At 54.5% G+C, this 14,265-nt stretch carries 8 protein-coding genes, 1 pseudogene and 1 other annotated feature; of the genes and pseudogenes, 8 read left to right on the forward strand and 1 reads right to left on the reverse strand.

Features of this window, described 5'->3' with window-relative positions; all coding sequences use genetic code 11:
* Positions 1-22 precede the first annotated feature (22 nt).
* Positions 23-1,783, forward strand: coding sequence for a methyl-accepting chemotaxis protein (locus tag KNP06_RS02995; RefSeq protein ID WP_214710506.1), 1,761 nt, complete (start codon positions 23-25; stop codon positions 1,781-1,783).
* 40 nt (positions 1,784-1,823) lie between these two features.
* Here KNP06_RS02995 and zupT read toward each other — a convergent pair whose 3' ends face one another.
* The gene (zupT, locus tag KNP06_RS03000; protein ID WP_214710507.1) at positions 1,824-2,678 is read right to left on the reverse strand and encodes a zinc transporter ZupT; all 855 of its coding nucleotides are present in this window, start codon (positions 2,676-2,678) and stop codon (positions 1,824-1,826) included.
* 218 nt (positions 2,679-2,896) lie between these two features.
* Between zupT and secD the strand changes: the two are divergent.
* The 7 genes and pseudogenes from secD (at position 2,897) to aspS (ending at position 14,224) form a co-directional block, all read left to right on the forward strand.
* Positions 2,897-5,111 (forward strand): annotated as a pseudogene (gene secD / locus KNP06_RS15255) (protein translocase subunit SecD).
* Positions 5,112-5,212: 101 nt separating this feature from the next.
* Entirely contained in the window at positions 5,213-7,504 is a 2,292-nt protein-coding gene (gene recJ / locus KNP06_RS03015; RefSeq protein WP_214787888.1) for a single-stranded-DNA-specific exonuclease RecJ, read from the forward strand.
* 1 nt (position 7,505) lies between these two features.
* On the forward strand, positions 7,506-8,024 hold the full coding sequence (locus KNP06_RS03020) for an adenine phosphoribosyltransferase (RefSeq protein ID WP_034776883.1): 519 nt from the start codon (positions 7,506-7,508) through the stop codon (positions 8,022-8,024).
* A gap of 244 nt (positions 8,025-8,268) precedes the next feature.
* Positions 8,269-10,401: a RelA/SpoT family protein gene (locus tag KNP06_RS03025; protein WP_371743396.1), complete on the forward strand. Its 2,133-nt coding sequence runs from the start codon at positions 8,269-8,271 to the stop codon at positions 10,399-10,401.
* A 16-nt stretch (positions 10,402-10,417) separates the two neighbouring features.
* On the forward strand, positions 10,418-10,861 hold the full coding sequence (gene dtd, locus KNP06_RS03030) for a D-aminoacyl-tRNA deacylase (RefSeq protein WP_138859728.1): 444 nt from the start codon (positions 10,418-10,420) through the stop codon (positions 10,859-10,861).
* Positions 10,862-10,899: 38 nt separating this feature from the next.
* Positions 10,900-11,135, forward strand: a binding site (T-box leader).
* Between the two features lie 39 nt (positions 11,136-11,174).
* Positions 11,175-12,455 (forward strand): histidine--tRNA ligase, encoded by a 1,281-nt coding sequence (gene hisS, locus KNP06_RS03035; protein ID WP_138859727.1) that lies wholly within the window; start codon positions 11,175-11,177, stop codon positions 12,453-12,455.
* Positions 12,452-14,224 (forward strand): aspartate--tRNA ligase, encoded by a 1,773-nt coding sequence (gene aspS / locus KNP06_RS03040; RefSeq protein ID WP_214763817.1) that lies wholly within the window; start codon positions 12,452-12,454, stop codon positions 14,222-14,224. The genes hisS and aspS overlap by 4 nt, the downstream gene beginning before the upstream one ends.
* The last annotated feature ends 41 nt before the right edge of the window (positions 14,225-14,265 follow it).

The following is a 14,265-nucleotide window of genomic DNA, read 5'->3' on the forward strand; positions in this document are numbered from 1 at the left end:
TTGGAAAGAAGGAGAAGAAGACATGGATGTGAAACGATTGCTACGCCCACTCAAAAAATGGAAGGTACGACGTCGCCCTGACCGCGTGAAAGGACGCTCGTCGATGCGCCGTAAGATGGCGATGGCGCTCGTGCCGACACTGATCGCCTTATTGATCGTCGGTGCGCTCGGCTCGTATCAATTACAGAACGCGACGTCAGAGTATGACCGGGTCTTGAACGAGCGGCTCCAAGATATGCTCGTCGCCGAAGATTTGGCGTTGACCGTGACCGATGCCGAGCGTTATTTGAACTACTACCTGCTCGTCTCGAACCCGAAAACGTTGATCAGCCTTGAGGCTTCCCAGACGAAACGGGACGAATTGATGGATACGCTCCAAAAGTCGACAGAAGATCCGAAAGTGCTCGCCTGGCTCGATGATCTCGAGAAATTCAATCAACATCTCGACACGGAGATGGCCCGCGTCATCGACCTTCGACAGCAGCAAGACGAAATCGGATACAAGACAGTGCTCAATACGAGCGTGACACCGACGACGGATCGTGTCCGAATGACGGTGACCGACCTCGTCACGTATCAAGGCGAAGCGCTCGCCGCTGAGTCGGAAGCGGTCCAGGCGAGTGCCGGGCAATCGATCATCTGGATGGTCGTCATCAGCATCATCGGCGTCGCTGTCGGTCTACTTTCACTAGTAGCCCTCCAAAAGCTGTTCTTGAAGCCGATCAATCGACTCGTCAGCGAAGCGCGCGTCGTTGCCGAGGGAGACTTAACCGGAGACGATATCGAGGTCGATTCAAACGATGAGCTCGGTGACCTCGTCACGGCGTTCAACGATATGAAACGGAACCTCGTGGGCCTGATTCGCCAAGTCGGTGCAGCCTCGGATAAAGTGACGACCTACTCGGAAGAACTGTATGCCAGCACGGACCACGTCGCCACGACGACGCAAGGTGTAGCCGGTCTATTTGAACAGATGAACCTTGCCGCCCAAGTATCGGCGAAACGGGCCGAGGAAGGGACGTCCGGCGTCAACCAAGCCGTCGTCGGCTTGAACCAAATCGCCGCGGCCTCGCAAGGCGTGAACGAACAGACGATTCATACGCTTGAAGCGGCTAGCGGGGGACTTGAAACAATCCAGTTGGCCGAACGACAGATGCGTGAGATTCAACAAGCGAACGACTTGACGCAACAGATGGTCGAGCGCTTGTCGAACCAGTCGCTCGAGATCGAGAAAATCACGCGTTCGATCACCGCCATCACGGAACAGACGAACCTGCTCGCCTTGAACGCGGCGATTGAAGCGGCCCGGGCCGGTGAACACGGGAAAGGGTTTGCCGTCGTCGCGGCCGAGGTCCGAAAACTCGCCGAAGAGTCGAAACAGTCGGCCAAACAGATTCAAGCGGTCGTCGCCGACATTCAGCGCGACACGTCGGAAGTCGAGGCGGCGTTCGACGTCACAAGCCAGCATGTGACGAGCGGCGTCACCCAAATGGGAGAAGTCGCCGGTGCGTTCCGTGAGATCGTCTCTGTCATTCAAGAGACGTCTCGTCAAATGAGTGAGATCGCGGCGGCGACGGAAGAAGTGAGCGCGAACACGACCGAGGTAGCGGTCTCGGTCGAGGATATGTCGACGAATGCCGTGTCGACGCAACGAAGCGTGGAAGAAGCAGGCGCGAACGTCGAAGAACAGCTCGCCGCCATTCAAGAAATCAACGGCATCGCCGAGACGATGAGCCATATGTCCGTCGAGTTGAAAGATCTTGTTCATTTATTCAAGGCATGAAAACAGCGTCTCCTCGACAATCGGGGAGACGCTGTTTCGGTTACATTAACAAAATCAGACTGGCTGCCATGACCATCATACCGGCGACCATGCCGTACACCGCATGGTGGGCCCGTCCGTATTCACGAGCGGCTGGGAGTAACTCGTCGAGCGAGATGAACACCATGATGCCGCCGACGCCTGCGAACAAGAGGCCGAACACCGTGTCACTCAAGAATGGCATCAAAAGAAGGAAACCGACGACCGCTCCGAGCGGTTCGGCAAGTCCGGACAAGAAGGACAGTTTCAGCGCCTTCTTCCGAGAACCGGTCGCATAATAGATCGGGACCGAGACGGCGATGCCTTCCGGAATGTTGTGTAATGCGATGGCGATGGCGATGGCGAGACCGACCGCCGGGTCATCGAGGGCCGAGATGAACGTGGCCAAACCTTCCGGAAAGTTATGGATGGTGATGGCGAGCGCCATGAACAGACCCATTTTATGAAGCCGTTGTTTCGTCTCGTGATTCAATGGGACGCGTTCGGTCGCCGTCGTCGCGAGTTCTTGGGACGACGGGTCGTTTTGCATCGTCTCGACGAATTTGACTTCATGCGGGTTCTCGGGAGACGGGATGAACTTGTCGATCAAGGCGATCAACAGCATCCCGCCGAAGAACGCGAGGACGGTATAGAGCGTCCCGGCCTGCTCTCCGTGGGCCCCGACGAGTTCATCGAGCGCTTTCGGAAAAATCTCGATAAAGGATACGTAAATCATGACCCCGCCTGAGAAGCCAAGGGATACCGACAAGAATGCCGTGTTGGTCCGTTTGGCGAAGAAGGCGATCATACTTCCGATCCCCGTCGCGAGTCCCGCGAACAACGTCAGTAAAAAGGCATAGATAATCGTGCTATCCATTGAAAAGGACTCCTTTACGTGTAGTGTAAGTTGATAATCACATCATAGCTCAAGTTTTGCCCTAATGCAACTTTTAGTCGCATACGCAAAAAAGCGTGGGAAATCAACGCTCCCGTGTTACAATTTTAGGAAAACGATTGATAAATGTTTAGAATATTTGTAATGTTAACGAGAGAAGTTTTTTTACGAGAACATGTGTTTAGAAAGGAAATAGTCGTATGTACAAAAAAGGGAATATCGCGATCTTTGCGGTCATCATGATTGCAACGATTCTACTCGCCGTCTTCACGACACCTTGGGTCGAGAAGAACACGAACCTCGGTCTCGATTTAAAAGGCGGGTTTGAAGTGCTGTATGAAGTGCAACCGCTCGAAGACGGCGATGTCATCGACCAATCGGCGATGAATGCAACCGTTCGCGCTATCAACAACCGGGTCAACGTGCTCGGTGTGTCCGAGCCGGACATCCGGATTGAGGACAGCAACCGCATCCGCGTCCAGCTCGCGGGCGTCTCGAACCAAAACGAGGCGCGAGAAGTCCTGTCGTCGACGGCGCAACTCACGTTCCGCGATGTGGACGATAACGTTCTTCTCGACGGGAAAGACCTCGCACCGCGCGGGGCATCCGTCAGTTATAACCAACAAAATCAGCCTGTTGTCGAATTGACGCTTCAGTCAGCGGAGAAATTCGGTGAAGTCACGTCGCAAATCGCGCAACGTCAGCCACCAGAAAACCGCCTCGTCATCTGGCTCGATTATGAGGAAGGCGACACGTACGAAGAAGAGATTCAAAAAGAGAACTCGAAAATCGTATCGGATGCGTCGGTCACTGGACCAATCATTTCGGATAAAGCGATCATCTCAGGTGGCGGCATCGACGCCGAGAGCGGTCAACGCCTGGCAGACATCTTGAACGCCGGGGCACTCCCGGTCAAACTTGAAGAGATTTACTCGACGTCGGTCTCGGCCCAATTCGGTCAAGATGCACTTGAGAAGACTGTATTCGCTTCGGTCATCGGTGTCGTCGCTATCTTCTTGTTCATGTTGTTCTTCTATCGTTTACCCGGTCTCGTCTCGATCATCACGCTCATTTTGTATATCAATTTGATTATGTTGTTCTTTAACGGCATTAACGCCGTCTTGACGCTCCCAGGGATTGCCGGTCTCGTTCTCGGTATCGGTATGGCAGTCGATGCCAACATCATCACGGCCGAACGAATTAAAGACGAACTCCGCTCAGGGAAGTCGGTCCTATCGGCGTTCCGTGCCGGTAACCGTCGCTCGCTCAGTACGATCATCGATGCCAACTTGACGACGCTCATCTCGGCAGCGGTCTTGTTCTATTTCGGAACGAGTTCCGTCAAAGGGTTCGCGCTCATGCTCATGATCTCGATCGCGATGACGTTCATCTCGAACGTCTTCATCTCGCGCTATTTGATGCACCTCCTCGTCGCAAGTCGTCTCTTCGACAAGCGCAAAGGCTGGTTTGGTGTGAAGGAGAGTGAAATCCGTGAACTTTAAGCTCACTGAATTAAACTATATTAAACCGATGCGCACGTTGTTCCTCATCTCATGTGCCGTCGTCATCATCGGACTCGGGATCTTGTTCTTCCGCGGCTTGAACCTCGGAATCGACTTCGCGTCTGGAACGCGGGTCGAAGTCCAGACCGAGTCGCAAGTGTCGCAAGACGATTTAGCGGCCGCCTTCACCGAGGCAGGCGTGGATGAAGACATTTCGTCCGTTCAATATGCAGAAGGCGGGACGCTCGCGAACGTGACGTTCGTCGGGCAGCTCACTCAAGATGAAGTCGCTTCGGTGAAGACCGTATTCACGGAGACGTTCGGGAACGACCCGAACATCAGCACCGTCTCAGCCGAAGTCGGTCGAGACATCGCCCGTAACGCGATTTACGCCGTCTCGCTCGCATCGCTCGGGATTATCTTGTATATCACGTTCCGCTTCCAATTCTCTTACGGTGTCGCCACCGTCGTCGCCATGCTCCACGATGCGTTCTTCATGCTTGTGGCGTTCTCGATTTTTGGCATCGAGGTCAACTTGTACTTCGTCGCCGCGATCTTGACGATTATCGGGTATTCGGTCAACGATACAATCGTTACGTTCGACCGGGTGCGCGAGAACATCCAAGCGTATGAGAAAGAACGAAAAATCAAGACGATGGACGAGTACCGTATGCTCGTGAACAAAGCGATTCAAGAGACGATCGTTCGCTCGATCAACACGGTCGTCACTGTATTGTTCACCGTCATCGCCTTGTACATCTTTGGTGCCGAATCGATTCGCGGCTTCTCGCTCGCGCTTCTCGTCGGTCTCATCATGGGAATGTACTCGTCGATCTTCATCGCTTCGTACCTTTGGTTGCTCATCAAAGGCATGTCGCTCAACAAAAAGAAATCAGCTGCCCTAGAGGCGTAACCACTGGTCTCCCGAGTCAATCGGGGGACCTTTTTGAATGTCAAGACGGCACTTCACTCGCTCGTTCTGATATAATCTACAATTGATTGGAGTGAGGCATTATGTATCATGCGAAGAAACGTTGGGTGTATCCGGAGATGGATACGGCCGCGGTTGAACAGTTACAGACAGAATTGAATATATCGGAGCAACTCGCGACGCTCCTCACACAACGGGGGCACCGCGACGTCGAGGCGGCCAAGGCGTTTTTATACGTCGAGGATGAATTGACGTTCCACGACCCGTTTTTATTTGAACAGATGCCAAAAGTCGTCGAACGTTTGAAACGAGCGGCCGACGAAGGCGAAATGGTATTGATTTATGGTGACTATGACGTCGATGGTGTCAGCGCCTCGGCCGTCATGTGGCACGCCTTGACGGAGATCGGTGTCATGGCGGAATGCTATATCCCGAACCGGTTCACCGAAGGATATGGGCCGAACAAAGAGGCGTTCAGCTGGGCCGCCGGTGAAGGGTTCACCCTCATCATCACGGTCGACTGCGGCATCTCGGGGATTGAAGAAGCGGCGCTCTTGAAAGAGCTCGGTGTCGATTTGATCATCACCGATCACCACGAACCGAAAGAGACGTTACCGGATGCATTCGCTATCATCCATCCTCATATCGACCCGTCGTATCCGTATGACAAACTCGCTGGGGCGGGCGTCGCACTCAAAGTGGCTCATGCCGTGCTCGGACGGATGCCGGAAGAGTTGCTCGACTTGGCCGTGCTCGGCACGATTGCCGACCTCGTCCCGCTCGACGGGGAGAACCGTTTGCTCGCGAAGCTTGGTCTGAAAGCGCTCGATGACTCAAAACGTCCAGGCATTCTCGCGCTCCGCGAAGTGTGCGCGTTGACGGACGGGACATTGAACGAAGAGTCGGTCGGTTTTGCGTTTGGACCGCGCATCAACGCCGCCGGTCGTCTTGACTCGGCGATGCCGGCGCTCCAAATGTTGCTCGCCGAGAGCGTCGAGGAAGCACTCGAACTGGCTCAAAAGCTCGACAAACAGAACAAAGAACGTCAAGACATCGTCAAGACGATCGCCAAAGAAGCGACGGAACTCGTCGAGGCCTCGATGACGGACGACCGCGTCCTCGTCGTCGCCAGCGAACGATGGAATCCGGGTGTCGTCGGGATCGTCGCCTCACGACTCGTCGAGGCGTACTATCGTCCGGTCATCCTGTTGTGCCACGACCCGAAAACAGGGAAGGCGAAGGGGTCGGGCCGTTCGATCGACGGTTTCGACTTGTTCAAAGAACTGTCGAAAAATGAAGACATCTTGCCGCACTTCGGCGGACACCCGGCCGCAGCCGGGATGACCTTGTTATCGGAAAACGTGGCCGAACTGCGCCGGCGTCTGAACGAACAGGCCGAATCGATTCCGGACGAGACGTTCGTCGCCCGCGTGAACGTCGACTTGAAACTTGACGTGAACGACGTGTCGCTCGACTTGATTGCAGAAATCGGCAAGCTCGCCCCGTTCGGGATGGGTAATCCATCACCGCGTGTCGTCGTGGCAGACGCTAGACTTCGCGATATCCGTCAAATCGGGCGCGACAACACCCATTTGAAGGTTCAGCTCGCCGGGGATAAGCGGGAACTTGATGGCATCGGCTTCGGTTTCGGTCACGTCGTCTCTGAAATCTCGAAGATGGCCCACGTCTCGGTCATGGGCAGTCTGCAAGTAAATGAATGGAACGGGATGCGCAAGCCGCAGCTCATGATTCAAGACATCCGTGTCGACGGGTTCCAAGTGTTCGATTATCGGGGCAAGAAAAATTCGCTCGACGAATTGAAACAGCTCCCGGGCGACACGACGTCGTTCATCTCGTTCCAAGGGCGGGACGACTTCCCGCTCCACGACCTTGATACGCCGCTCAAGCCGTTTGTCGTCTTGCTCGATTTGCCGGACGAGGAAGACGTATTGGCGGACTTGTTGACCGAGGACGTCGAACGCATCTACTGTGCGTTCGGACAAGGCGGCTCGTTCTTCGAGAAGTTGCCGACGCGTGAAGATTTCCGAACATACTACGTCCACATGGCGACGTGCGAACGGAAAAACCTGCGCGAAAACTTGATTCGTTTGTCAATCGAGCGAAAATGGTCAAAAAATACGATTCAATTTATGCATCAAGTATTCTCTGAACTCGAATTTCTTGTTACAATGGAAGACGGACTGCCTGGAGTGAATCCAGAAGCGCCGAAACGCGATTTGACCGAAGCGCCGTGTTATAAGCGCCGGGTCGGACGAGTCCAACTCGAGGAGCGTTTCATCTATGCGTCGTTGGCAGAACTGAAAGAGCGGTTACAATCATTGCGATCGAACAAGATGCAGGAGGCTTACACATAAAATGGATTTCAAACAGCATATTAAAGAAGTAGCGGATTACCCGAAAGAAGGGATCAGCTTCAAGGACATCACGTCACTCATGCAAGACGGCCCGGCTTATAAAAAAGCGGTCGACGAGCTCATCGCTTACGCACAGGAGCGCGGTGCTGAACTCATCGCCGGCCCTGAGGCACGCGGTTTCGTCGTCGGTTGCCCGGCAGCATACGCACTTGAGCTCGGGTTCGTCCCGGTCCGTAAAGAAGGCAAGTTGCCACGTGAGACGGTTCGCGTCTCTTACGGACTCGAATACGGCACAGACATTTTGACGATGCACAAAGACTCGATCAAACCGGGCCAACAAGTCGTCATCTTGGATGACTTGCTCGCAACAGGCGGAACGATCGAAGCGACAATCAAAATGATTGAACAGCTCGGCGGCGTCGTCGCTGGGATCGGATTCTTAATCGAGCTTGATGGACTTGGTGGACGTGAGCGTCTCGAAGGATACGACGTGTTCTCACTCATCCGTTACGAAGATTAATCAAAGGGAAGCGATGGCTTCCCTTTTTTAAATAGTTTTTTAAGTAAAACAACCCACAACCTTTGACAGGTCGTCAGATTTTTTCGATAATAGTAAGTAAAATTAGAACAACCACGTACGTTAACTACTACCATGCTGCGACTTGTCCGAGTCGATTGGAGCGGTAAGAAAAAGGGTGTCGAATGTTATGACCAAAAAACAAATCGTAAGTATTGAGGACCTTCTCGACGCGCTCGGGGAGTATATGGGTGAAGACGAGATTGCCGAAGTAAGACGCGCTTACGAATACGCCAAACTGCATCATACCGGTCAGTTCCGACGTTCAGGCGAACCCTACATTCTGCATCCGGTCCAAGTGGCCGGTATTCTCGTTGATATCGGGTTAGACGCGACGACCATCATCGGGGCGCTCTTGCACGACGTCGTCGAGGATACGGACGTCACGCTCAAAGAACTCGCCGATGAGTTCGGTGTCGATGTGGCCATGCTCGTCGATGGAGTGACGAAGCTCGGTAAAATCAAATATAAATCGAAAAAAGAAGAACTCGCTGAGAATCACCGTAAAATGATTATCGCGATGGCAGAAGACGTGCGCGTCATTTTGATCAAGCTGGCCGACCGTCTGCACAACATGCGGACGCTTCAACATATGCCGAAAGAGAAACAAGTTCAAAAGGCGGAAGAGACGCTCGAAATCTTTGCCCCGCTCGCCCACCGGATGGGGATCTCGACGATAAAATGGGAGCTCGAGGATATCTCGTTACGTTACATCAACCCGCAGCAATACTATAAGATCGTCTCGATGATGAAACAGAAGCGCACCGAACGCGAAGCGCTCGTCACATCGGTCATCACGGAAGTGAACACCGTTCTCGAGGACGTGAGCATCGAGGCCGATGTCAACGGCCGTCCGAAGCATATCTACTCGATTTACAACAAGATGGTGAAGCATAAAAAAGAGTTCAATGAAATTTATGACTTGATGGCCGTCCGGATCATCGTCGATTCGATTCGCGACTGTTACGCCGTCCTCGGCATCATCCACACGCAGTACAAGCCGATGCCAGGCCGGTTCAAAGACTACATCGCCATGCCGAAACCGAACATGTATCAGTCTCTCCACACGACGGTGATCGGACCGAAGGGTGAGCCGCTCGAAGTGCAAATCCGGACGAAGGACATGCACTTCATCGCCGAGTTCGGGATTGCCGCGCACTGGGCCTATAAAGAAGGAAAGAGTGTCGCGACGAACGGGTTCGATGAAAAAATCGCCCATCTGCGCGAGATTTTAGAGCTACAAAAAGATACGACCGACGCTGAGGAGTTCATGGAATCGCTCAAAGTCGATTTCTTCAGCGATATGCTCTACGTCTTCACACCGAAAGGCGACGTCTTCGAGTTACCGAAAGGCTCGGTCCCGATCGATTACGCCTACCGCATCCATACCGAAATCGGTCACCGGATGACGGGCGCGAAAGTGAACGGACGGATGGTGCCGCTCGACCATAAACTCGAGACGGGTGACATCATCGAGATCATCACGTCGAAACACAGCTACGGGCCGAGCAAGGACTGGCTCAAACTAGCCGTCTCGAGCCAAGCGAAGAACAAGATTCGCCAATGGTTCAAGCGCCAACAGCGTGAAGAGAACGTCGAGAAAGGTAAAGAGCTCGTCGACGTCGAGATCAAGAAGCTCGGTTTCGAACCGAAAGAAGTGATCGATGACCAGTCGCTTGCCGTCGTCGTCGAGAAGTTCAACTTCGGGAACGAAGAAGAGATGTACGCCGCGGTCGGGTATCATGGCATCACGGCGGCGCAAGTCGCCCACAAGTTGACGGAGAAGCAGCGGAAAGAACCGAAACTTGAACTGTCGGACGCGATCAACGAATTGAAAGTCAGTCAGTCACCGAAGAAGAAGACGGCCGAGGCCGGCGTCTCGGTGAAAGGGATCGACAATATGCTCATCCGCATGAGCCGATGCTGTAACCCGGTACCGGGCGACGAAATCGTCGGGTATATCACGCGCGGACGCGGCGTGTCGATTCACCGGAAAGACTGCTTGAACATCATCAATGAGCAGCATCCGGAGCGGCTCCTCACGGTCGAGTGGGAAGCCGGGCAAGCAAAAGAGAAAAACTATAACGTTGACATCGAGATCACAGGCTACGACCGTTCAGGGCTCTTGAACGACGTGCTTCAAGCCGTCTCGGCGACGAACACGAACATCGTGGCGGTGAGTGGACGCGGAGACCAGAACAAACAGGCCCGCATCTCGATGACAATCTCGATTCCGAACGTGAACCATCTGCAAAAAGTCGTCGACCGGATTAAGCAAATCTCGGACGTGTACTCGGTCAGCCGAGTCATGATGACGTAACGAAAGGAAGATTTCAGTGCGTGTATTGTTGCAACGAGTGAAACAAGCCTCGGTCACCGTCGACGCGGAGACGGTCGGCCAAATCGAGGCCGGCTATCTGCTCCTCGTCGGGGTGACCCACGAGGACACCGAGACGGAAGTAAACTGGCTCGCCGACAAGGTGGCCGGGCTCCGTGTATTTGAGGACGCGGACGAGAAGATGAACCTATCGATTCAAGACGTCGACGGGAAAGTATTATCCGTATCACAGTTCACGCTGTACGGCGACACGCAGAAAGGCCGTCGTCCCGCGTTCACGCAAGCGGCGAAGCCGGACATCGCGGAACGGCTTTACGAGAAATTCAACGATCGTTTGCGGACGCACGGGCTCGTCGTCGAGACCGGGCAGTTCGGGGCGATGATGGACGTCGCGCTCGTCAATGACGGACCGGTCACGCTCATGCTCGAAAAAAACGCTTGACAGAAGCGGGCACGATTCGGCATCATGAACCATATAACCTAACACCTGCGATAAAGAAGAGTACGGTCACCCCACCAGCAAAGAGAGCGATGCCTAGGCTGAAAGCATCGACTGGATGATGACCCGAACGACACTTTGGAGGTGCTTCCTTGAACGCTTAGTAGGGGGAGCCGTTTCATCGGGCGTTAACCGATTTCGAGTGGCAGAGTTTCAAGTATTGGCTCTGCAACGAGGGTGGTACCACGGGAAACTTTAACAGGCTCTCGTCCCTTTGCGGACGAGGGCCTTTTTGTATTCTAAGGAGGGAAATTGGATGAAAGCACCACGCGGCACACAAGACCTGCTTCCGGGCACGGTCGAGACGTGGCAGTATGTCGAAGAGAAACTACGCGACATCAGCGCCCGTTATAACTATAAAGAGATTCGTACCCCGATTTTTGAAACGACCGACCTGTTCACAAGAAGCGTCGGCGAGACGACAGACATCGTCCAAAAAGAGATGTTCACACTCGTCAAGAAAGGCAAGGACGAGTATACGCTCCGTCCGGAAGGCACGGCCTCGGTCGTCCGCGCCTTTGTCACGAACAAGCTGTTCGGTAGCCCTGACCAGCCGACGAAACTGTACTACATGGGACCGATGTTCCGCTACGAACGTCCACAAAAGGGACGGTTCCGCCAACTGCACCAATACGGTGTCGAGGCGATCGGCAGTAGCGACCCAGCCGTTGACGCCGAGGTCATCAGCCTCGCCTACACGATTTACAAATCGTTCGGGCTTAAAAAAATCAAAGTCGTCGTCAACTCGCTCGGTGACGCCGAGAGCCGCAACGCTCACCGCGAAGCGCTCATCCGTCACTTCGAGCCGGTCCAAGATGAGTTATGCCAAGATTGCCAGACGCGGCTTCACCAGAACCCACTTCGCGTCCTCGACTGTAAAGTCGACCGCGACCACCCGTCGATGAAATCGGCACCATCGATTCTCGACTTCTTGAACGAAGAGTCGAAGACGTACTTCGAGAAAGTCCTCGCGCACTTGGACGCGCTCGGTGTCGCCTACGAGGTCGACCCGACGCTCGTCCGTGGTCTCGACTACTACACGCACACGGCGTTCGAGATCATGTCAGAAGCAGAAGGCTTCGGCGCCATCACGACGCTTTGCGGCGGTGGACGCTATAACGGTCTCGTCCAAGACATCGGCGGACCGGACATGCCGGGCATCGGCTTCGGGATCGGGCTCGAGCGACTCATCCTCGCTCTTGAGAACGAAGGAGTACTTCCTGAACTCGAGACGGGACTTGACGTCTTCGTCGTCGCCCAAGGCGGCACGGAAGTCGAAGTGACGGCGACACGCCTGTTGCAACTGCTTCGCAGCGAAGGCTTCAAGGCGGACCGCGATTACCTCGGCCGCAAGTTCAAAGGCCAATTCAAACAAGCCGACCGCTTGAACGCGAAGTTCACCGTCATCCTCGGAGACGATGAAGTCGAACGCGGCTCAGCTTCCCTCAAGGTCATGGCGACCGGGGAACAAGTCGACGTGCCGCTCTCGGCCGTCGCAGACAAAATTCGTGAACTATCGGAAGGAGCAGGACAATGATCGGACGCACACATATGAACGGCCGCGTGACAGAGTCACTCATCGGCCAAGAGGTACAACTTAAAGGATGGGTACAAAAACGTCGCGACCTCGGAGGACTCATCTTCATCGACCTTCGTGACCGCACAGGCATCGTCCAAGTCGTCGTTCGCCCGGAAAACGAAGCGGTGCACCAGCTCGCCGAATCGATTCGCAGCGAATACGTGCTCGATATCAAAGGGACTGTCCTCGAGCGTGAGAACAAGAACCCGAACATGCCGACCGGGAACGTCGAAGTCATCGCTTCAGAGATTAACATCTTGAACGCGGCGAAGATGACGCCGATTCCAATCGGTGACGAGGCGGAAAACGTCTCCGAAGACCTCCGTCTCAAATACCGTTACCTTGACCTTCGTCGTCCGGCGCTCCAAGAGACGTTCCGCCTCCGTTCGAAAGCATCGAACACGATTCGTAACTTCTTGACGGAAGAAGAGTTCCTCGAAGTCGAGACGCCGATTTTGACGAAATCGACCCCGGAAGGTGCGCGGGATTATCTCGTCCCGAGCCGTGTCCACGGCGGCGAGTTCTACGCGCTCCCGCAATCACCACAGTTGTTCAAACAGCTCCTCATGGTGGCCGGGTTCGACCGTTACTTCCAAATCGCACGCTGCTTCCGTGACGAAGACCTTCGGGCCGACCGTCAACCGGAATTCACGCAAGTCGATATCGAGACGAGCTTCATGGACGTCGAAGACTTGATGGCGATGATGGAATCGATGATGGGGCAAGTCATGGAAGCGACGCTCGGTCGCACCGATACGCCGGCCAAATTTGAACGGATGACATATGCGGAAGCGATGCGCCGTTTCGGATCAGACAAACCGGACACTCGGTTTGGTCTAGAGTTGATCGACGTCGCGGACGCGGTCACAGGTGCCGGCTTCAAAGTGTTCGATATGGCCCTCGAGTCAAACGGACAAGTGAAAGCGATCAACGTCAAAGGCGAGGCGGACAAGTTCTCGCGTAAAGACATCGACAAGCTTCAAGAGTTCACAGCCGTCTACGGTGCCAAAGGCCTCGCTTGGCTCAAAGTGACGCCGGAAGGCTTGAACGGACCGATTGCCAAGTTCTTTGATGAGACGTACGCCCAGAAGTTGATGGAAGCGACGAACGCGGAAGCGGGCGACCTGCTCCTCTTCGTGGCGTCAAAACCGACTGTCGTCGCCGACAGCCTCGGCGCACTTCGCGTCAAACTCGGTCATGAGCTCGGTCTCATCGACGAGTCGAAGTTCAACTTCCTTTGGGTGACGGACTTCCCGCTCGTCACGTTCGAAGAAGAAGACGGACGTTTCTACGCCAACCACCACCCGTTCACGATGCCAAACCGTGACGACCTCCACTTGCTTGAGACGGACCCAGCGAGCGTACGCGCACTCGCCTATGACCTCGTCTTGAACGGGTATGAGCTCGGCGGCGGATCGCAACGGATTTATGAGCGCGACATTCAAGAGCGGATGTTCAAATTGCTCGGCTTCACAGAACAAGAAGCGGTCGACCAGTTCGGCTTCTTGCTCGAAGCGTTCGAATACGGTACACCGCCGCACGCAGGTATCGCCCTCGGTCTCGACCGTCTCGTCATGATCCTCGCGGGTCGTTCGAACCTTCGTGACACGATTGCCTTCCCGAAAACGGCGTCGGCGAGCGACTTGCTCACACAAGCACCAAGCCCGGTCGCGGATGCACAACTCGAGGAGTTGTCGATTCGGACAGCGGTGAAAGAGAAAAAATAATAGTTAGTCACAAGGACCCGTCACTTGGCGGGTCTTTTTGC

The sequence above is a fragment of the Exiguobacterium sp. s21 genome (assembly GCF_018617975.1).
GTDB lineage: Bacteria > Bacillota > Bacilli > Exiguobacteriales > Exiguobacteriaceae > Exiguobacterium > Exiguobacterium mexicanum_A.

Bases quoted from the DNA above. Each gene is read 5' to 3' on its own strand.
- KNP06_RS02995 (WP_214710506.1), top strand. From the start codon at position 23: ATGGATGTGAAACGATTGCTACGCCCACTCAAAAAATGGAAGGTACGA.
- zupT (WP_214710507.1), bottom strand. From the start codon at position 2,678: ATGGATAGCACGATTATCTATGCCTTTTTACTGACGTTGTTCGCGGGA.
- recJ (WP_214787888.1), top strand. From the start codon at position 5,213: ATGTATCATGCGAAGAAACGTTGGGTGTATCCGGAGATGGATACGGCC.
- KNP06_RS03020 (WP_034776883.1), top strand. From the start codon at position 7,506: ATGGATTTCAAACAGCATATTAAAGAAGTAGCGGATTACCCGAAAGAA.
- KNP06_RS03025 (WP_371743396.1), top strand. From the start codon at position 8,269: ATGGGTGAAGACGAGATTGCCGAAGTAAGACGCGCTTACGAATACGCC.
- hisS (WP_138859727.1), top strand. From the start codon at position 11,175: ATGAAAGCACCACGCGGCACACAAGACCTGCTTCCGGGCACGGTCGAG.
- aspS (WP_214763817.1), top strand. From the start codon at position 12,452: ATGATCGGACGCACACATATGAACGGCCGCGTGACAGAGTCACTCATC.